This is a genomic window from Leifsonia sp. Root4 (genome assembly GCF_001425085.1).
Classification (GTDB): domain Bacteria; phylum Actinomycetota; class Actinomycetes; order Actinomycetales; family Microbacteriaceae; genus Microterricola.
In genome coordinates, this window is sequence record NZ_LMDN01000003.1 from 758,256 (window position 1) to 778,340 (window position 20,085).

Annotated in this window: 18 protein-coding genes; 1 reads left to right on the top strand and 17 read right to left on the bottom strand. The window is 69.0% G+C overall.

The genetic code is table 11. The annotated features are described in order from the left end of the window. Window positions 1–26: 26 nt before the first annotated feature. The 17 genes from ASC66_RS18200 to pyrR all read right to left on the bottom strand — a co-directional run bounded on the left by ASC66_RS18200 (window position 27) and on the right by pyrR (window position 18,960). The gene (locus ASC66_RS18200; protein WP_055840216.1) at window positions 27–290 is read right to left on the bottom strand and encodes a phosphoribosyl-ATP diphosphatase; all 264 of its coding nucleotides are present in this window, start codon (window positions 288–290) and stop codon (window positions 27–29) included. Window positions 291–302: 12 nt separating this feature from the next. Next, window positions 303–971, bottom strand: coding sequence for a ribulose-phosphate 3-epimerase (rpe, locus tag ASC66_RS13210; protein WP_055840218.1), 669 nt, complete (start codon window positions 969–971; stop codon window positions 303–305). Window positions 972–1,219: 248 nt separating this feature from the next. Continuing rightward, window positions 1,220–1,522, bottom strand: a complete 303-nt coding sequence (locus ASC66_RS13215) for a GIY-YIG nuclease family protein (RefSeq protein ID WP_055840220.1) — start codon at window positions 1,520–1,522, stop codon at window positions 1,220–1,222. A gap of 596 nt (window positions 1,523–2,118) precedes the next feature. After that, complete coding sequence (locus ASC66_RS13220; protein WP_082492312.1) at window positions 2,119–3,549, bottom strand: RsmB/NOP family class I SAM-dependent RNA methyltransferase; 1,431 nt, start codon at window positions 3,547–3,549, stop codon at window positions 2,119–2,121. Beyond that, a complete protein-coding gene (gene fmt, locus ASC66_RS13225) occupies window positions 3,546–4,463 on the bottom strand; it encodes a methionyl-tRNA formyltransferase (protein ID WP_055840223.1) in 918 nt (305 codons plus the stop codon). The genes ASC66_RS13220 and fmt overlap by 4 nt, the downstream gene beginning before the upstream one ends. Continuing rightward, window positions 4,464–6,479 (bottom strand): primosomal protein N' family DNA-binding protein, encoded by a 2,016-nt coding sequence (locus tag ASC66_RS13230; protein WP_055840225.1) that lies wholly within the window; start codon window positions 6,477–6,479, stop codon window positions 4,464–4,466. Window positions 6,480–6,481: 2 nt separating this feature from the next. Beyond that, a complete protein-coding gene (gene metK / locus ASC66_RS13235; RefSeq protein WP_055840227.1) occupies window positions 6,482–7,675 on the bottom strand; it encodes a methionine adenosyltransferase in 1,194 nt (397 codons plus the stop codon). A gap of 83 nt (window positions 7,676–7,758) precedes the next feature. After that, the gene (gene coaBC, locus ASC66_RS13240; RefSeq protein ID WP_055840229.1) at window positions 7,759–8,979 is read right to left on the bottom strand and encodes a bifunctional phosphopantothenoylcysteine decarboxylase/phosphopantothenate--cysteine ligase CoaBC; all 1,221 of its coding nucleotides are present in this window, start codon (window positions 8,977–8,979) and stop codon (window positions 7,759–7,761) included. Window positions 8,980–8,987: 8 nt separating this feature from the next. Next, window positions 8,988–9,245, bottom strand: a complete 258-nt coding sequence (gene rpoZ / locus ASC66_RS13245; protein WP_047410830.1) for a DNA-directed RNA polymerase subunit omega — start codon at window positions 9,243–9,245, stop codon at window positions 8,988–8,990. Between the two features lie 42 nt (window positions 9,246–9,287). Then, entirely contained in the window at window positions 9,288–10,211 is a 924-nt protein-coding gene (gmk, locus tag ASC66_RS13250) for a guanylate kinase (protein WP_502691619.1), read from the bottom strand. A 1-nt stretch (window position 10,212) separates the two neighbouring features. Further along, window positions 10,213–11,088, bottom strand: coding sequence for an orotidine-5'-phosphate decarboxylase (gene pyrF / locus ASC66_RS13255; RefSeq protein WP_082492314.1), 876 nt, complete (start codon window positions 11,086–11,088; stop codon window positions 10,213–10,215). Beyond that, a complete protein-coding gene (gene carB, locus ASC66_RS13260; protein ID WP_055840231.1) occupies window positions 11,085–14,372 on the bottom strand; it encodes a carbamoyl-phosphate synthase large subunit in 3,288 nt (1,095 codons plus the stop codon). Before carB ends, pyrF begins: the two co-directional genes overlap by 4 nt. Continuing rightward, window positions 14,372–15,574, bottom strand: a complete 1,203-nt coding sequence (gene carA / locus ASC66_RS13265; RefSeq protein WP_055840233.1) for a glutamine-hydrolyzing carbamoyl-phosphate synthase small subunit — start codon at window positions 15,572–15,574, stop codon at window positions 14,372–14,374. The genes carB and carA overlap by 1 nt, the downstream gene beginning before the upstream one ends. Further along, window positions 15,571–16,122, bottom strand: a complete 552-nt coding sequence (locus tag ASC66_RS13270; protein ID WP_055840235.1) for a PH-like domain-containing protein — start codon at window positions 16,120–16,122, stop codon at window positions 15,571–15,573. The genes carA and ASC66_RS13270 overlap by 4 nt, the downstream gene beginning before the upstream one ends. Beyond that, window positions 16,119–17,474 carry a dihydroorotase gene (locus ASC66_RS13275; RefSeq protein ID WP_055840237.1) on the bottom strand — a complete coding sequence of 452 codons (1,356 nt, stop codon included), beginning with the start codon at window positions 17,472–17,474 and terminating at the stop codon, window positions 16,119–16,121. Before ASC66_RS13275 ends, ASC66_RS13270 begins: the two co-directional genes overlap by 4 nt. Continuing rightward, window positions 17,471–18,424: an aspartate carbamoyltransferase catalytic subunit gene (locus ASC66_RS13280; RefSeq protein WP_055840238.1), complete on the bottom strand. Its 954-nt coding sequence runs from the start codon at window positions 18,422–18,424 to the stop codon at window positions 17,471–17,473. The genes ASC66_RS13275 and ASC66_RS13280 overlap by 4 nt, the downstream gene beginning before the upstream one ends. Further along, a complete protein-coding gene (gene pyrR, locus ASC66_RS13285; RefSeq protein ID WP_055840240.1) occupies window positions 18,421–18,960 on the bottom strand; it encodes a bifunctional pyr operon transcriptional regulator/uracil phosphoribosyltransferase PyrR in 540 nt (179 codons plus the stop codon). Before pyrR ends, ASC66_RS13280 begins: the two co-directional genes overlap by 4 nt. Window positions 18,961–19,359: 399 nt before the next feature. Here pyrR and ASC66_RS13290 point away from each other — a divergent pair. After that, window positions 19,360–20,085: DUF222 domain-containing protein (locus ASC66_RS13290; protein ID WP_157509790.1), on the top strand; the 726-nt coding region annotated here is incomplete at its 3' end.

The following is a 20,085-nucleotide window of genomic DNA, read 5'->3' on the forward strand; positions in this document are numbered from 1 at the left end:
GTCGGGACTGCGCAGGGCGCAGCGGATCAGAGATGTCGGTAGATGTCGGCGGGGCTGAGCCCCTTCGCGACCATGAGCACCTGCAGGTGGTACAGCAGCTGCGAGATCTCCTCGGCCGTTTCTGCGTCGCTCTGGTACTCGGCGGCCATCCAGACTTCGGCGGCCTCCTCGACGATTTTCTTACCAATGGCGTGTACGCCGGCGTCGAGTTCACGAACGGTTCCCGAACCTTCTGGGCGGGTCCTGGCCTTCTCAGTGAGCTCGGCGAAGAGTTCGTCGAAAGTTTTCACGTCTACAGGTTACTAGTGCTGGTGAGCGGATGACGCCGCGGCGGCGCGCAGGGCAACAATCTGCTCCTCCGGCTCCCCCACGTTGAACACGGCCGAGCCGGCGACGAAGGTGTTCGCGCCGTTCTCCGCTGCGATGCCGATCGTGTCGAGGCTGACGCCGCCGTCGACCTGCAACCAGATGTCGAGGCCGGATGCCGCGACGGCATCAGCGGTGCGGCGGAGCTTCGGCATCATCTCGGTCATGAAGCTCTGCCCGCCGAAGCCGGGCTCGACGGTCATGATGAGGATCTGGTCGAACTCGGGCAACAGCTCGAGGTACGGCTCGATGTCGGTTCCGGGCTTCAGCGCGATGCCGGCTCGGGAGCCGATCTGGCGGAGCCGCCTGGCGAGCGCAACCGGGTCGCTCGCCGCCTCGGCGTGGAAGGTGACGGAGAACGCACCGGTCTCGGCGTAGCCGGGCGCCCAGCGGTCGGCGTCGTCGATCATCAGGTGCACATCCAGCGGGATCGGCGAGACCTGCTGCAGCCGGTTCACCATCGTCGGACCGAAGGTCAGGTTCGGCACGAAGTGGTTGTCCATCACGTCGACGTGCACGAGGTCGGCAGTCGCGATGCGCCCGAGCTCATGCTCGAGGTTCGCGAAGTCGGCTGTCAGGATGCTGGGGTTGATGCGGGTCGACATGCTCCCCATGCTATCGAGCGCCGCGCACCCGCCCGCGATGCGGAACGTCTCAGCGCGTGTCAGGGCTTCGGTCGCTGGCGCTCCCTCCAGCCGACGTGACAATGCCCGCGAGGCCCGAGCGGCGCCTCCCTGCACGCTGGCTCGAGCGAGCGTCGCCGCGACGAAGGAGCAGCGACGAAGGAGCAGCGACGCCCGCGAAGCCCTGAGCGGGTCCGCCGACACAGTCCCACGGCGGCGGAGCGCTGTGACTAGCCCTGGTCACCCCGGAGCGCTGGAATATGCTCACCGCTCGGCAGCACGCGCATGCCGGGGCCTCCGGCGATGAGCGCGTCCTTGCGCGAGCGGAGCCACCCCTGCACGGTGTGTTCGCGCGCAAAGGCGGTGGCGATACTGTCGAACTCCTCGTAGTAGATCAAGCGCACGGGAAGCCTACGCGCCGTGTACTTTGCGCCGCGGCCGCTCTGGTGCTGCTGCAGGCGACCGTCGATGTTCCAGGTGCTCCCGGTGTAGAGCGAGCCGTCTCTGCAGAGCAGCATGTACATGAAAGGCATGCCGTCAGTGTCACCGACGGCCTACGCCGAGCGCTGGATCCATCCGGAGGCGGTGGAGAACGTGTGCGTTGACGTGAGCTGTGCACAACTCTGCCGAGCGGGAACACTGCTCAACGGCGTCGCTCAGGGCTTCGGTCGCTGGCGCTCCCTCAAGCCAACGTGAGACAGCACGCCTGCTTGAGCGACGCCGCGCCGCACGACGGCTTGGGCGGCGCTGCGCCGCACGCTGGCTCGAGCGAGCGGCGCCGCGACGGAGGAGCAGCGACGCACGCGAAGCCCTGAGCGGACCCGCCAAAACCTTCGCCCGACAATCGGAGCAACTCGACCACGCAAACGCTCAGGGCTTCGGTCGCTGGCGCTCCCTCAAGCCAACGTGAGAAGAGCGACGTCGCGCCGCACGCCGGCTCGAGCGAGCGGCGCCGCGACGAGCAGCGACGCACGCGAAGCCCTGAGCGGATCCGCCGACACCGTCGCCCCACCATCCGAGCAACTCGATCACGCAAACGCTCAGGGCTTCGGTCGCTGGCGCTCCCTCAAGCCGACGTGAGAAGAGCGGCGTCACGCCGCACGCTGGCTCGAGCGAGCGGCGGCGCGCGCTAGCGCTTGCGGACGAGGGCGATGAACATGGCGTCGGTGCCGTGGCGGTGTGGCCAGAGCTGGGCGGTCAGGCCGTTGCCGCCGATGTCGAGCGGATTCGCGGCGATGCCATCGAGGATGTCGCGCGTCGGGAGCTGCTCCAGCGCGTCACCCCAGCGGGCGACTGCGCCGTTGAGCGTTCCGAGCGTCTCGCCGAGGTGCGGGGAGCAGGTCACGTAGGCGAGGATGCCGCCGGGCTTCAGCGCCTGGAAGGCGGCGTCGAACAGCTTGCCCTGCAGCACGCTCAGCTCGGCGACATCGCCAGGCGACTTCCGCCAGCGGGCCTCCGGGCGTCGGCGCAGGGCGCCCAGCCCGGTGCACGGCGCGTCGAGCAGGATCCGGTCGAACTCGGCCGGATGGACCGCACCGATCGTCGTGCCGTCGAGTTCCCAGACGGGGACGTCGCCTGGAACGCCCGCGAGGGCGTTGCGGACGAGCCCCGCGCGGGCGGGAACGAGCTCGTTTGCGATGAGCGTCGCCTCGCCGAGGCGCGCCTCCGCTGCCAGCAGCGCGGCCTTGCCGCCCGGTCCGGCACAGAGGTCGAGCCAGCGCTCCCCCGGCTGCACGGGCTCCGCCCGGCTGAGCGCAAGCGCGGCCAGCTGCGAGCCTTCGTCCTGCACGCGCACGGCGCCGCCGAAGCGATCGGTGACCCCGAGTGGGTCGCCACCGGAGAGCTCGAAGCCGATCGGCGAGAAGTGGTTGGCGTCACCGAGCCCCGCGGCATCCGCGGACTCGACGAGACCGGGAAGTGCGGCCAGGTTGACCTTCGGCGCGGCGTTGTCGGCCTCGAGCAGCTGCTCAAGCTCTGCGCCGCGGCCCTCAGCCTCCAGCGCGGTGCGGAGCGCCCGAACGACCCAGGCCGGGTGGGAGTGCAGCACGGCGAGCTTCTCGTCCGTGCCCTCCGTCTCGTCCTGCACCCAGCCGCGCCACTCCTCGAGCGAGCTGCGCGAGATCGTGCGCAGCACACCGTTGGTGAAGCCGGTCGCCGAGCGGGAGGCGACCTGGCTGGCCAGGGCAACGGACTCGTTCACGGCCGCATGGGTGGCGACGCGGGTCGCCAGCAGCTGGTGGGCACCGAGGCGGAGCACGTCGAGCACGGCCGGGTCGATCTTGTCGACGGTACGGTCGGCGACGAGCTCGATCACCTTGTCGTAGAAGCCCTGCATGCGCAGGGTGCCATAGGTGAGCTCGGTCGCCAGTGCCGCGTCGGCGCTGTTCAGCCTGGCGCGCTGGATGCGGCTCGGAAGCAGCAGATTGGCGTAGGAGTCGGACTCGCGTACGGCGGCGATCACCTCGTAGGCGACGAGCCGGGCCGGCTGAACGCTCTGCTGCGGGCGCGGCGCACGCGCCGGACGCGCGCTGTTGCCGGAATTCTGTCTGCGATCGCTCATTCGGCGATCACCTCCTCTGCTGCGATTCCACGCCACCAGTCGCTGGCGTTCATCGGGGTCTTGCCCGCCGGCTGCACACGCAGCAGCTCGAGCGGGTGGCTGGCGGTGCCGACGAGCACACGGCCGTCGTCTGCACGGATGTGGCCGGGTGCCAGCGGAGTGGCATCCTCGGCATGGCGCATCTCGTGAATCTTGAAGCGGGCGCCGTCGATCAGTGTGAATGCGCCGGGCTCGGTGGTGACGCCCTGATAGCGGTGGAACACGGATGCCGCGGGCTCAGCCCAGTCGAGCCTGGCGTCATCGATGCTGAGCTTGGCCGCGGGCGTCGGTTCCCCGCTCTGCGGGGTGGCGACGGCGCTGCCGTCGGCGAGGCCGTCGACGACGCGGCCGAGCAGCTCCGCGCCGGAGACCGCCAGCTCGCTGAGCAGCGTCGCCGCCGTGCTCTGCTCCGTGATGGGGTGCTCGATGCGGCCGAAGACGTCGCCGGCGTCGAGCGCCGGAACCAGCTGGAAGACGTCGGCGCCGGTCACGGCGTCGCCGGCGATCAGCGCGCGCTGCACGGGGGCGGCACCGCGCCACCGCGGCAGCAACGAGAAGTGCAGATTGATCCAGCCGAGCCGCGGGGTGCTGAGCAGCGGCTCACGCACGAGTCCGCCGTAGGCAACGATCACGCCGAGGTCGACGCCGAGCGCGGCGATCTCGGCCGTCACGGCCTCATCGAGCCGGTTGGCCTTGATGACGGGCAGCCCGAGCTCGACGGCGGCCTGCGCGACGGGAGACGGCGTCAGAACGCGCTTGCGTCCGAGCGGTGCGTCGGTGCGCGTCAGCACCGCCACGATCTCGTGCGGTCCGGCGGCGAGCAGGCGCAGGCTCGGAACGGCCGCATCCGGCGTTCCGGCGAAGACGAGTTTCATTTAGAAGATCTCCGGGTCATCGAATCGAACTCTCAGTGTAGGCGCGGGCCGGAAGGCCCCACCCTTGGGCGGGCGGCGGCGCGCGCTGGCGACGGCCACGATCCCGGCGCGCAGGCGCCTGGCGACCTCGGCGCCCGCACCGTAGTCGAAACGCACGATCGCGCGCAGGAGGCCGTCGGATGTCGGCGCAGCACCGGGCGCGACCGGAGCCGGCACGGGGCCGAGGATGTCGACGCCCTCCAGCTCGCGCAGCTCGGCCAGGGCCGTCTCCAGCACGGCGGGGGCCGCCGTGACGGATGCCGTGCGCACGGCCGGCGGGAAGCGGAGGGCTCGGCGATCGGCGAATTCACTCGCCGCCCAGCCCGCCTGCTGCCAGGTGGCCAGCGCCGTGGCGAGTGCGCCACCGACACCGGCCAGCAGCACGGGCGCTCCCGGTGTGGCGAGGGCGGCGGCGTTGGACCACCAGCGCAGTGCGTCCTCTGCAACCCGCAGCGACTCGCGGCCGAGGATGCGTTCGCCGTCGAGCAGGAGCACAGCCGCGTAGCCGCCGTCGGCCACCGGCTCCGCGCCCCTGGTTGCGATGACGAGCGCCGGCCTGCCCGCGACATTGAGGATCGGGTTCTCCCCGTCGGCGACGATGACGAGGGCGCCGGGAAAGGCACGGCCGAGTTCTTCCGCGGTGCGCCCGGCGCCGATGCGCACCGTGCGCAGGGCGTGCCCGCCGCAGGTGCCGCAACTCCAGTTGGCGGCGATCGCCCCACACCAGCGGCAGCTGGGCGCCGCGCCGGCCGCGCTCTGGCCGAGCGGCCCCTGGCAGCGTGCGCAGTGTGCGGCCTCCCGGCAGCCGGCGCAGGCGACGACGGGCGCGTAGCCAGGGGACGCGACCTGCACGAGAACCGGGCCGGTGGCCAGGGCCTGCTTGGCCTCGCGCCAGGCGGTCGACGGGATGCGCGCGGCTTGCGCCTGTGGGTCAGGAGAGCCCTGCTGCGCGGTGGCGATGACATTGGGGCGCGAGAAGCGCTCCGGCCCGAGCTCGTGCAGCCAACCGATCTCGACGAGGCGCTGCGCCTCGATGCTGCGGGCGTGGCCGAGCAGCACGAGGGCGCACTCGGTGACGCCCTGGCGGATGAGCGCGACATCGCGGGCGTGCGCGTACGGACTCAACGATTCGGCGTAGAGCGGGTCGCCGTCGTCCCACATCGCGATCAGTCCGAGCCGCGCGGCCGGGGCGTAGACGACGGAACGGTTGCCGACGATGACGCGCGGCTCGTCGTCGAGGCAGGCCAGGAAGGCGCCGTAGCGCTCGCTCGTGGTCTGCCGCGCGTCGAAGCGCGAAATCTTCTCGGCCGGAAGCAGCGCGTGCAGTGCGGCGAGGAGCTGGTCCTGGTCGCGGAAGTCAGGAACGGCGAGCACAGCGCTCCGCCCCGTCGCGAGGGTGCGCACGGCCAGCTCGGCCATGGTCACGGCCCAGTGGCCGACCCAGATGCCGCCGGGCCCCTCGAGCAGGCGCGGGATCGCGGTCAGAGCGACCCGGCCGTCCGGGTCGATGGCCCCGGCGAGCACCTCCGCGGAATAACCGGTCACTGTCGGCAGCTCGGATGCCGGGGCTTCGGGAGCTGCAGCGACCGAGTTCTCGGCTCGCTCAGCGATCCACTTCTTCTCCACCCGCACGGCACGCGGCGGGACGGCGAGCCGCACCACGTCGATCGCGCTGCCCGCACCGCGGTCGGCCACCCGGCGGGCGAGCGCGTAGACCTCCGGGGTGAGCACGGGCACGACGGAGACCAGCGATTCGATCTCGCTCAGTTGCCCGGAGAAGTCGGCGCTGGCTCGGTCGACGAGTTCGACGATGTAGCCGTCGATCACGCGCCCGCCGGAGCGGAACGGCACCTTCACCCGCTGCCCGACGCGCACATCGGCGCGGAGCGCCTCCGGCACGCTGTAGTCGAAGAGGTGGTCGAGCTGAGGAAGTGGATTGTCGATCAGCACCCGCGCGACCACGCCGGCTGATGACATGATCAGAGCCCGGCTGCGCTTCTCAGATCGTCGACCCGGTCCAGCTTCTCCCACGTGAAGTCGGGCAGTTCGCGGCCGAAGTGGCCGTAGCTGGCCGTCTGGGCATAGATCGGGCGGAGCAGATCGAGGTCCCGGATGATCGCAGCCGGACGGAGGTCGAAGACCTCGCGGATCGCGCGGGTGATGTCGGCGTCCGACATCGCACCGGTGCCGAAGGTCTCGACGTAGAGCCCGACGGGGGCCGCCTTGCCGATGGCGTAGGCGATCTGCACCTCGAGGCGCTCGGCGAGGCCGGCCGCGACGGCGTTCTTGGCGACCCAGCGCATGGCGTATGCGGCCGAGCGGTCGACCTTGGACGGGTCCTTGCCGCTGAACGCACCGCCGCCGTGACGGCTCGCGCCGCCGTAGGTGTCGATGATGATCTTGCGACCGGTGAGGCCGGCGTCGCCCTGCGGGCCGCCGATCTCGAACTTGCCGGTCGGGTTGATCAGGGTCTGGGCCGCGGCGGTGTCGAGCTCGACCAGGTCGAGGACGGGGCGGATCACGAGCTCATTCATCTCCTCGCGGAGGCGCTCCTGCGTGACGCGGGGCGAGTGCTGCGTCGAGAGCACGACGGTCTCGACGGTGCGCGGGATCTGGCCGTCGTAGCCGATCGTCACCTGCGTCTTGCCGTCGGGCCGGAGGTAGTCGACGAGACCGGCCTTGCGCACCTCGGCGAGGCGCTCGGCGAGGCGGTGTGCGATCCAGATCGGGATCGGCATGAGCTGCGGCGTCTCGGTCGTTGCGTAGCCGAACATGATGCCCTGATCGCCGGCACCCTGCTTGTCGAGCATCTCGTCGCTGGAGAGCTCGCGGCTCTCGTAGGCGTTGTCGACGCCCTGGGCGATGTCGGGCGACTGGCCGCCGATCGAGATGGAGACGCCGCAGGAGCGGCCGTCGAACCAGACGTCGGAGGAGTCGTAGCCGATCGAGGTGATCCGCTCGCGCACGATCGACGGGATCTCGACGTACGCCTCGGTGGTGACCTCGCCTGCGACGTGCACGAGGCCCGTCGTCACGAGGGTCTCCACCGCGACGCGGCTGTGCGGGTCGAGCGCCAGCATGGCGTCGAGGATGCTGTCGGAGATCTGGTCACAGATCTTGTCTGGGTGCCCCTCGGTGACCGATTCCGATGTGAATAGCCGAAGCTCGCTCATGTGACCTGTCTGTCTGTTCTTGTGAACTGCTTGCTCGTGTGAACTGCTCGTTCTGGTGACGTGCTGGCTGGTGTGCCGCAGGATCACAGTCGTTCTGCGATCACATCAAGGATGCGGTGAGCCACCGACACCTTGCTGCCCGCGAATTCCAACACTATATCTGCGGTGCTGTCGAGCACCGTGATCTCGTTGCGTTCCGTTGCGAAGCCTTCGTTCCACCCCACCCGGTTCAGCACGAGCAGATCGGCGCCCTTGCGCGCGATCTTGGTGCGGCCGAGTTCGAGCTGGCGGGCCCGATCGGACTCCGTCTCCGCTGCGAAGCCGACAATGACCTGCCCGTCACGCTTCGCGGCGGCGAGGCCGGCCAGGATGTCTGGATTCCGCACGAGCTCGAGCGTCATCGAGTCGCCACGGTCGTCCTTCTTGATCTTGCCCTCGCTGACCAGGGCCGGCCGGTAGTCGGCAACGGCGGCGGCCATGACGATGACGTCGGCGTCTGCGGATGCGGCGACTGCTGCATCCTGCATCTGCAACGCCGTCGAGACCTCGCGCAGTTCGACGCCAGCGGGCGGCGGCACCTCGAGGTGGGCCGCGATCAGCACGACATCCGCACCGCGGGCCGCTGCGGCCTCGGCGATGGCGATGCCCTGGCGGCCGCTCGAGCGGTTGCCGAGGAAGCGCACGGGGTCCAGCGGCTCGCGCGTTCCACCGGCCGTCACGATGACACGGGTTCCGGCCAAGTCCTGCACGGGGCCGGCCGCGACGACCGCGAGTGCGCCGCGGACGATCGCATCGGGATCTTCGAGACGCCCTGGGCCGGAGTCGGCGCCGGTGAGTTGGCCGACGGCGGGGCCGATCACGGTGACGCCGCGGGAACGCAGCGTGGCCACATTGGCAACCGTAGCCGGGTTCTGCCACATCTCGGTGTGCATCGCCGGGGCGATCACGAGCGGGGCCGTGCTTGCAAGAACCGTGTTGCCGAGCAGGTCGTCGGCGATGCCGGCCGCCAGCTTGGCAATGGTGTTGGCCGTCGCCGGTGCGATCACGATCAGATCGGCCGATTGGCCGATCGCCACGTGCCGCACCTCTGCGACGCCCTCATAGAGCTCGCTGTGCACGGGGTTGCGCGAGATCGCTTCGAGGGTCGGACGACCGACGAAGCGCAGCGCGGCCTCCGTTGCGACAACGTGAACCGAATGGCCCGCGAGCACGAAGGCCCGCACGACATTGACAGCCTTGTACGCCGCAATTCCGCCGCTGATGCCGACGACGATCGTGAGCGGCGACGACTGTGAGGCTGCCACGGTCGCGGCTATTCGGCGTTCGGGCGAACCGTCAGCTTGTCTTCGTTGATCTCGTGCATCGCGATCGAGAGCGGCTTGTCCTCGATCGACGAGTCGACGAGCGGGCCGACGTTGTCGAAGAGGCTGCCTTCGTGCAGGTCGGCGTAGTAGTCGTTGATCTGGCGCGCACGCTTGGAGGCGAAGATCACGAGGGCGTACTTGGAGTCGACCTTCGAGAGAAGCTCGTCGATGGGCGGGTCAATGATGCCGGTGAGCTTGTCAGCCATGTGGGAACTCCTGTGGTGTTGGGGTGCAAAGGGCGCGCTTGATCAGCGCTTCGCCTTGCGAGTCTTCATCAAGTCTACGACTTCTTGCGCGGCCTCGCCCACGTCGTGGTTGACGACCTGGTAATCGAACTCGTCGACGGAGGCCAATTCGACCTTCGCCGTCTCGAGTCTGCGGGCCTGTTCGCTGGCATCTTCCGTGCCCCGACCGATCAGACGGCGCACGAGTTCTTCCCAGCTGGGAGGTTGCAGGAAGACGAGCCTGGCCTCTGGCATCGCGCGGCGCACCGACCGGGCTCCCTGGATGTCGATCTCAAGGAGCACGCTGTTTCCTGCGGCGAGTGCGGCCTCGACCGGGCCGCGCGGAGTGCCGTAACGAGAGGCGTTGTGCACGGTCGCCCACTCGAGCAGTTCGCCGTCGGCGACCATGCGGTCGAACTCCGCGTCGTCGACGAAGTAGTAGCTCACGCCCTCGACCTCGCCGGGGCGGGGCGCCCTGGTCGTCGCAGACACGGAGAGCAGCACGTCAGGGTAGTTCTCGCGGATGTGGCTGGCGACGGTGCCCTTGCCGACGGCCGTCGGGCCGGCGAGCACGATCAGACGGGCCGGGGTCGGCGTGCGCGCGGCGAGGCGGTCACTCAGGTAGTCGCGCAGACGGTGGCGCTGGTGACGGCCGAGTCCGCCCAGCCGCTTGGCCGGTGAGATGTCGAGGTCGTCCATGATGCGGTGCATCTTGGTGACGCCGATGGCGGGGATGCTGGTGAGGAATTCCGTGACGCGCAGCTTGCCCTCAGTGCCGAGCGGCTCCTCGAACGCGGTCCGCATCACGTCGAGCGGATTGCGCTCCCCCGCCGCGATGGCGGCCTTGACGGCGGCTCTGGCACGGCGGGCGGCGACCGCGGCCCGCGAGGCGGCGACCCGGTCGACGTCCGGTGGGTTCAGGTGCTTGGGGATGTCGGATCCAGCGATCTCAGCCACGCTTGGCCTCCACTTCTTCTGCTCGCCGCGCAATGGCGTCGGCGATTCCATCTGGTCCGGCGCCGAGCAGGCCCCGGGACTCCGACACGATGACTCCGGGTGTGAGCGCACCGTACACCCGACGGGTCTCGCTCACCTCTGCTCCTTGGTGGCCGAAGCCGGGTGCGAGCACCGGGACGGCCGGGCCGTGCTGTTCCTCATCGACTCCGATACCGAAGTCGGAGAGCTCGAGCGTGGCGCCGAGCACGACGCCGATCGAGCCGAAGCGACGTTCACCGGAATCCTTCTGCGCGTTGTTCCAGGCGGAGACCCCGGCGAGCATGCTCGCTGCGACGGTGCGCTCGGTCTCGACGACGCGGGCGGTCTGCACACCGGCGGCCTCCGGGTTGGAGGTCGCGGCGAGCACGAACACACCCTTGCCCGCTGCCTCTGCAAGCTCGAGCGAGCTCTGCAGCGAACCGAGACCGAGGTAGGGGCTGAGGGTCACGGCATCCGATTCGAGCGGGGATCCCGGCCGAAGCCAGGCCTCGCCGTATGCCTGCTGGGTCGAGCCGATGTCGCCGCGCTTGGCGTCGGCGATCACGAGGATGCCGGCTGCGCGCGCCTCGGCGATGACCCGTTCCAGCGCCTGGTAGCCGGCGGAGCCGAAGCGCTCGAAGAACGAGACCTGCGGCTTGACGATTCCGGCGCGGTTCCACGCCGCCTCGACGACGCGGAGACCGAACTCGCGGGCGCCGTCAGCCGAGTCCTCGAGACCCCAGCGCTCGAGCATCCACGAGTGCGGGTCGATACCGACGCAGAGGTGCCCGGAGCGGTCGAAGACCGCCCCGAGCTTGTCGCCGAATGTCAGCGGTTCTGCTTGGCTCACGCGTTCGCTGCTCGCTGGATGGCGTACTCCTGGAGGCTGGTGACCTCGAAGCCGGTGCGCACGGCGTCGAGCGAGGCCACGGCCGCGCTGAGCTCGGCGATGGTCGTGAACAGCGGGATGTCGGCTGCGACGGCCGCCGCGCGGATCTCGTAGCCGTCAGCCCTGGCCGAGCGGCCGCTCGGCGTGTTGATCACGACGTGCACGTCACCGCGGTGGATGAGCTCAACGATCGAGGAGTCGGACGCGTCCGTCTTCTCGGAGAACTTCTGCACCTGCTCGGCACGGATGCCGTTCCTCCGCAGTACCTCGACGGTGCCCTCGGTCGCGACGATGTCGTAGCCGAGCTCCTGCAGGCGCAGTGCCGGCAGGATGATCGAGCGCTTGTCGCGGTCGCTGACCGAGACGAACACGGTGCCGGAGAGTGGCATTCCGCCGTACGCGGCGAGCTGGCTCTTGGCGAAGGCACGGGGGAAGTCCTTGTCGATGCCCATGACCTCACCGGTCGAGCGCATCTCCGGGCCGAGCACGGAGTCGACGACCGTGCCCTCCTTGGTGCGGAAGCGCTTGAACGGCAGCACGGCCTCCTTGACGGAGACGGGCGAGTCCAGCGGCACCCGGGAGCCGTCGTTGACGGGGAGCAGGCCGTCGGCCTTGAGCTCGGCGATGGACTTTCCGACCATCACGAGCGATGCGGCCTTGGCCAGCGGGATTCCAAGCGCCTTGGACACGAAGGGAACCGTGCGGGAGGCCCGCGGGTTCGCCTCGAGCACGTAGAGCACGCCGGCACCGATCGCGAACTGCACGTTCAGCAGGCCGCGCACGCCGATGCCCTCGGCGATCGCCAGGGTCGCCTCGCGCACCTTGTCGATCTGGCCGCGGCCGAGCGTGACGGGCGGCAGGGTGCAGCTCGAGTCACCGGAGTGGATGCCGGCCTCCTCGATGTGCTCCATGACGCCGCCGATGTAGAGCTCGGTCCCGTCGTAGATGGCGTCGACGTCGATCTCGATCGCGTCGTCGAGGAAGCGGTCGACCAGCAGCGGGTGCGACGGTCCGACGATGACCTGGCCCTCGATGCGGCCGAAGTAGTCGGCGAAGGATGCGCTGTCGTAGATGATCTCCATGCCGCGTCCGCCGAGCACGAAGCTCGGGCGCACGAGCACGGGGTAGCCGATCTCCTCCGCGACGGCGATCGCGCCAGGGGCGTCCGTTGCCGTGCCGTTCCGCGGGGCGACGAGGCCTGCGGCATCCAGGATGCCGGAGAACAAGCCGCGCTCCTCGGCCAGGTCGATCGCGGAGGGGCTCGTGCCGAGGATCGGAATGCCGGCGGCCTCGAGCCCCTTGGCGAGGCCGAGGGCGGTCTGACCGCCGAGCTGCACGACGACGCCGACGAGCTCTCCGCTCTGGCTCTCGGCGTGGATGACCTCGAGCACGTCTTCCAGCGTGAGCGGCTCGAAGTACAGCCGGTCGGAGGTGTCGTAGTCGGTGGAGACCGTCTCGGGGTTGCAGTTGATCATGATGGTCTCGAAGCCGGCATCCGAGAGCGCGAAGGACGCGTGAACGCAGGAGTAGTCGAACTCGACGCCCTGGCCGATGCGGTTCGGGCCGGAGCCGAGGATGACGACCTTCCTGCGGTCGCTCGGGATGACCTCGGTCTCGGCGTCGTAGCTCGAGTAGTGGTACGGCGTGAGGGCAGGGAACTCGCCCGCGCAGGTGTCGACGGTCTTGAACACGGGACGGACGCCGAGGATGTGACGCACCTCGCGCACATCGGCCTCGCCGAATCCGCGGAGTTCGCCGATCTGCACGTCGGAGAAGCCGTGGTCCTTGGCGTAGAGGAGCACATCGGTGTCGAGGGTGTCTGCGTTGGCGATCGTGTCTGCGACCTCGTTGATCAGCACGATCTGGTCGATGAACCACGGGTCGATCTTGGTGGCCTCGAAGACCTGCTCGATCGTCGCGCCCCTGCGGAGCGCCTGCTGCACCGTCACGATGCGACCGTCGGTCGGAACCTTCGAGATCTCAAGCAGCTCCTCCATGGAGCGGCTCTCCTCGCCCCAGTGGAACGACGAGCCCTTCTTCTCCATCGAGCGGAGCGCCTTCTGCAGCGCCGTCGCGTAGTTGCGGCCGATGGCCATGGCCTCGCCGACCGACTTCATGGTGGTGGTCAGCGTGGCGTCTGCGGCCGGGAACTTCTCGAAGGCGAAGCGGGGAACCTTGACGACGACGTAGTCGAGGGTCGGCTCGAAGCTCGACGGCGTGACCTTGGTGATGTCGTTGGGGATCTCGTCGAGACGGTAGCCGATGGCGAGCTTCGCGGCGATCTTGGCGATCGGGAAGCCGGTCGCCTTGGAAGCCAGCGCGGAGGAGCGCGAGACGCGCGGGTTCATCTCGATGACGATGATGCGCCCGTTGGCCGGGTCGATGGCGAACTGGATGTTGCAGCCACCGGTGTCGACGCCGACGGCGCGGATGATGTCGATGCCGATGTCGCGCAGCTTCTGGTACTCGCGGTCGGTCAGCGTGAGCGCAGGTGCGACCGTGATCGAGTCGCCGGTGTGCACGCCGACGGGGTCGACGTTCTCGATGGAGCAGACGACGACCGTGTTGTCGGAGGTGTCGCGCATGAGCTCGAGCTCGTACTCCTTCCACCCGAGGATCGATTCCTCGAGCAGAACCTCGCTGGTCGGGCTCTGGTGGATGCCGTCGCCGACGATGCGGCGGAGCTCCTCCTCGGTGTACGCGAAGCCGGAGCCGAGGCCTCCCATGGTGAAGGACGGGCGCACGACGAGCGGGTACCCGAGGTCCTGCGCCTGCTCGACGGCCTGCTCGACGCTGGTCGCGATGTAGGAGCGGGCGACGTCGGCACCGGCGGCGATGACCAGGTCCTTGAAGATCTGGCGGTCCTCGCCCTTGTTGATGGCCTCGAAGTTGGCGCCGATGAGCTCGACGTTGTACTTCTCGAGGATGCCGTTGGTGTGCAGGTCGATGGCGGCGTTCAGCGCCGTCTGTCCGCCGAGCGTCGGCAGGATGGCATCCGGCTTCTCCTTGGCGATGATCGTCTCGATGATCTGCCAGGTGATCGGCTCGACGTAGGTCGCGTCGGCGAAGTCGGGATCGGTCATGATCGTGGCCGGGTTCGAGTTGACCAGGATGACGCGCACGCCCTCCTCGCGCAGCACGCGGCAGGCCTGGGTGCCCGAGTAGTCGAACTCACAGGCCTGACCGATGACGATCGGGCCGGAGCCGATGACCAGAACGCTCTTGATGTCGTCTCTCTTGGGCATTACTTGCTTCCGTTCTGCTGGCTGGGGTCGTTCTGCTGCTGCGCCATGACCATGTCACGGAAGCGGTCGAAGAGGTAGTTGGCGTCGTGCGGGCCCGAGGCGGACTCGGGGTGGTACTGCACGGAGAACGCGGGGATGTCGAGGCAGTTCAGGCCCTCGACGACGTTGTCGTTGAGGTCGTAGTGGCTGACCTCGACGCGGCCGAAGCCCTCGCTGGACTCGCTGATCTGGTCGATCGGAGCCTCGACGGCGAAGCCGTGGTTGTGCGCGGTGATCTCGACCCGGCCGGTGGCCTTGTCGAGCACGGGCTGGTTGATGCCGCGGTGGCCAAACGGCAGCTTGTAGGTGTTGAAGCCGAGCGCACGGCCGAGCAGCTGGTTGCCGAAGCAGATGCCGAAGTACGGCACGCCAGCGCGCAGCACGTCGCGCAGCATCTCGACATGGCGGTCGGATGCGCCGGGGTCGCCAGGACCGTTCGAGAAGAACAGGGCGTCGGGAGCCAGTTCGAGGATCTCCTCGGCCGTCGTCGTCTGCGGCAGCACGACGACATCGAAGCCGCGGTCGGCCAGGAAGTTGAGCGTTGAGGTCTTGACGCCGAGGTCGAGCACGGCGACGCTCCCGACCCGCTCGCTGGTGGCCGGCAGTTCGTAGCGCTCGGTGGTGGAGACCGCACCGGAGAGGTTCTGGCCGGCCATCTGCACGCCGGAGCGCACGAGGTCGAGCTGCTCACCGTCGGAGAGGTCGAAATCCGCACCGGAGAAGATGCCGGAGCGCATGGCGCCGACCGAGCGGATGCGGCGGGTGACGGCGCGGGTGTCGATGCCGCTGATGCCAACGACTCCCCCGGCAACGAGGTCGTCGTCGATGCTGCGTTCCGAGCGGAAGTTCGACACGATGCGCGACGGCTCCCGCACGATGAAGCCGGCGACCCAGATACGGGCCGACTCCATGTCCTCGTCGTTGGCGCCGGTGTTGCCGATGTGCGGCGCGGTCATCAACACGATCTGGCCGGCGTAGCTCGGGTCGGTCAGCGTCTCTTGGTAGCCGGTCATGCCGGTGGCGAACACCGCCTCACCGAAGGTGCGGCCCGTCGCGCCGTATGCGCGGCCGACGTAGCGGCTGCCGTCTTCGAGCACCAGGACGGCGCGTGCCGGCAGCCCGTTCGAGCCGGTTGCCGAATCTGTCACAAGCTGGTCTGTCATTTCTGTGCCTCACTGTTGGCGCCGGCCGCAGTGGCCGGAAGAAGGGTGGAAATCGCGGAGACGAGCACTGCGCGCTGCGCAGGATCGATCACGCGGAAGAAGCTGTCTGCGATGGTGTCCGTCTGCTCGGATGCGTCTGGCGTCCGCTGCATGAGCCAGCTCACGCAGCTGAGACCGTCGCTCTCCACGGCACGGTCGATGGCCCACGTCGTCTCGGAGACCTCACGCAGCGCGCTGCGCGGGATGAACAACGCGTCGCCGCCGGCCAGATCGATGGTCAGACCATCGGATGCCACGGCGAGCGTGCCCTGGGCCCGGAACCTGAGGCCGGCAGGAAGCAGGCGTTCAAGCGGCAGTTCGTGCTTGGTCGTCGCAACGTAGGCGACGGGCACGACGAGTGTCTGCTCGGCCGGCGCGGCCGGTACCGCGTACGCGGAGAGTCCGTTGTCGCGGTTTCCGCGACGCTTCCAGCTGCGCAGCATCAGGAGGAGGAGTGCGAGAACGACGACCGCGAGCAGGGCGGCGAGCAGCGTGCGCTCGACGCTCATGAGGCCCCGCCGCTCTGCAGAGCGGCCGAGCGGGCCACCTGCTCGGCCGGAAGCACCGCGCCGCCCAGCACGGTGGCGTACCCGTGGCGGAACGTCGCCTCGACGCTGCCCGGCAGTGTCATCGCCAGGTACGGCGAGTTGACGCCCTTGCCCGCGAGGTTCTGCGTGCTGAACTCGCGCGTCGCGTTCGGGTCGTAGAGCACGATGTCGGCAACGGCTCCGACGACGAGCTCTGCGCTGTGACCGGCCAGACGACCGATCTGCGCCGGGGCACCGCTCAGCACGCGGGCGACGTCGTTCCAGCCGAGCAGCCCGTTCTGCACCACGGAGGCGTGCACGACGGAGAGCGCGGATTCGAGCCCGACCATGCCGTTCGCGGCTGCATCCCACTCGCAGTCCTTGGCCTCGACCGGGTGCGGCGCGTGGTCGGTGGCGACGATGTCGATCGTGCCGTCTGCGAGGGCCGCGCGCAGCGCCTCGACGTCTTCACGGCGGCGGAGCGGCGGGTTCACCTTGTAGCGCGCGTCATAGCTGGCGACGAGCTCCTCGGTGAGCAGCAGGTGGTGCGGGGTGACCTCGGCGGTGACGGCGATGCCGCGGGCCTTCGCCCAGCGGATCACGTCGACGGAGCCGGCGGTGGAGACGTGGCAGATGTGCAGACGGGAGCCGACGTGCTCGGCGAGCAGAACATCGCGGGCGATGATCGACTCCTCGGCGACGGCCGGCCAGCCGGTCAGCCCGAGCTCGCCAGAGAGGGCGCCCTCGTTCATCTGGGCGCCGACGGTGAGCCGGGGTTCCTGGGCGTGCTGGGCGATCACGCCGTCGAACGCCTTGACGTACTCGAGCGCGCGACGCATCAGCAGCGGGTCGGACACGCAGAAGCCGTCATCCGAGAACACGCGAACCTGGGCGCGCGATGTCGCCATTGCGCCGAGTTCGGCCAGCCTCTCGCCGGCCAAGCCGACGGTGACGGCACCGATCGGGCGCACGGTGGCGTACGCGGCCTGCTCACCGAGCGAGAGCACCTGCTCGACGACACCGGCGGTGTCGGCGACCGGCGAGGTGTTCGCCATGGCGAAGATGCTCGTGAAGCCACCGGCCGCTGCGGCGCGACTGCCGGTCAGAACGGTCTCGCTCTGCTCGTAGCCCGGTTCGCGCAGGTGCGTGTGCAGGTCGACGAGTCCGGGCAGCGCGAGCAGGCCGTCCGCGTCGACCACCGTCGCGCCTGCGGAGCTCAGCCCGCTGCCGGTCTCGGTGATGCGCCCGTTCTGAAGCAGCAGATCGCTGCGGCTGCCGTCGGCCAAGGTCGCACCGGTGATCAGTGTGGCAATGCCAGCGGAACTCGTACTCATCGGGACACCTCACGTTCACCGGAAAGCAAGAGATACAACGCGGCCATTCTCACCGAAACTCCATTCGCTACCTGCTCGAGCACCGTCGACTGCGCCGAATCTGCCGCGGCGGAGGAGATCTCCAGGCCACGGTTCATCGGGCCGGGGTGCATGACAATGCTACTCGGCGCGAGGCGCCGAAAACGATCGTCGTCAAGACCCCATGTGCGGGAATACTCCCGGCTGTTGGGGAAAAACGCCGCATTCATGCGTTCAGCCTGAATGCGTAACATCATCACGACGTCGGGCGCGGCGTCGATGGCCGCGTCGAGGTCATAGCTGATCGTCGCCGGCCAGGCTCCGGTGTCGACCGGAACGAGGGTGGGCGGGGCGACCAGGGTGACGCTCGCACCGAGGGCGTCGAGCAGCCAGACATTGGATCGGGCGACCCGTGAGTGCAGGATGTCGCCGACGATCGTGACGGTGACGCCGTCGAGGTCGCGGCCACGCGATGCGGCGCCGTGCAGACGCCTGCGGATCGTGAACGCGTCGAGCAGCGCCTGCGTCGGGTGTTCGTGCGTTCCATCGCCGGCGTTGATGATGCCGGCGTCGATCCAGCCGCTCGCCGCCAGCACGGCCGGGGCGCCGGAGGCGCCGTGGCGGATGACGACGCCGTCCGCGCCGATTGCGGCGAGGGTCTGCGCCGTGTCTTTCAGGCTCTCGCCCTTGGAGACGCTCGAGCCCTTGGCGCTGAAGTTGATGACATCCGCCGAGAGTCGCTTGGCTGCGGCCTCGAAGGAGATGCGGGTGCGGGTCGAATCTTCGAAGAAGAGGTTGACGACCGTCTTGCCGCGCAGGGTCGGGAGCTTCTTGACCTCGCGCTGCTGCACATCGGCCATGTCCTCGGCGATATCGAGGATCTCGATCGCGGCCTCGCGGCTCAGCTCGCGGGTGGAGAGCAGGTGCCTCATGCGAGTGCCTCGATGCTGACGGAGTCTTCGCCGTCGATCTCCTGCAGGCGCACGTTGATGCGCTCATCGGTCGAGCTCGGCAGGTTCTTCCCCACGAAGTCGGCGCGGATCGGCAGCTCGCGGTGGCCGCGGTCGACGAGCGCCGCCAGCCGCACGGCGCGAGGGCGCCCGATGTCGTTGATGGCGTCGAGGGCCGCACGGATGGTGCGGCCGGAGAAGAGCACGTCGTCGACCAGCACGACAGTCTTGCCGTCGATCGAGGTCGGCAGTGCCGTCGGCGCCGGGGTGCGCGTGCGGGTGCGGGAGAGATCGTCGCGGTACATCGTGACGTCGAGCGATCCGGAGAGTGCCGCGGGGGCGTCCGGGTCGATGCCCTGGATGATGCCGGCGATGCGATGGGCCAGCGTGACCCCGCGGGTCGGGATGCCGAGTAGCACCAGATCCTGCGTGCCCTTGTTGGATTCGATGATCTCGTGGGCGATGCGAGTGAGTGCTCGCGTGATGTCAGCTTGATTGAGCACGGTACGCGCCATCAAACGAACTCCCTTCTCCGTCTCTCTGGACGGCGTTAAAGGTTGTTGTGTTTCGTCCACCCTATCAAAGCGTGAACACGCGCTTCGCTTCCCGGCCATGGTCCGATCCGCTTGTCGCTTGCGTCGAACCCGATGGTTCGGCCTGTCGAAACGCCCGCCGGCTGGGTCTGTCGGAACCCGCGCGCTCCCGCTGGGTGAGTTTGTCGAAACCAGATCGGCACCGCTTGCGATTCCCGAGGGCGCCTGGCAGCCCATTCTTCGGCAACCCAGGGAACCGCCACCGATGCTGGTGCGGCTTCACTTCGCGACCACCTGTCCTCCACAGGCACGAATCCCCGGAAACTTATCCACATCAGGCATTTTTCCTAGGCGCACAGGGCTTGCCGGGGTAAAATTGATCCCATGGGAACCCCAACGGAGGCAGTCATCGACGCACACGCCCTGCTGCTTTCCGCCCTGGCTGATCCCGACGCCAGGATGCTCCACCACGATGCCCTGCTGGAGTTCGCCGCCGTCGCCGAGGCCGCCGGGCGTGCTGCCGATGCCCTCCGCATCCGGGCCGCGGGCGAGGTCGCGTTCCACTCCCGCCCGGAGCTCGGCGAGGACCGCCTCTCGGCGAAGAAGGGCTGCCGCAACGCGGTGGAACTCCTCGCCCGCATCACGCTGGCGTCCGAGCGCACGCTGACGCAGCGGATGCGGCTCGGCGAAGCCACCCGGCCGCGCCTCGCGCTCAGCGGGGAGACGATGCCGGCCCGCTTCGACCACGTCGCCAACGCCCTCAGCGCCGGCACGCTCGGCTACGACAGCGCGACCGCCATCATCGGCACGCTCGACCCGATCCGGGGCCGGGTCGGCGACCTCAACGTGGAACACGCCGAGACCGCCCTGGTCGAGGCCGCGACCGGACCGACCGTCGAGTCGCCGCTGCCGTTCGCCGCCGACGAAGTCCGCGGGCAAGCCCGCGTCTGGGAGAGCGTGCTCGACGAGGACGGCGTCGTCCCGGCCGAAGAACGCGCCATGCAAGCACGCGGGATCAGCGCCGGGTTCACCCGGGACGGGGTCGTGCACCGCAAGATGACGTTGCTGCCGGAGATCGACGCGAAATTCGAAACCTTGATGAACGCCTAT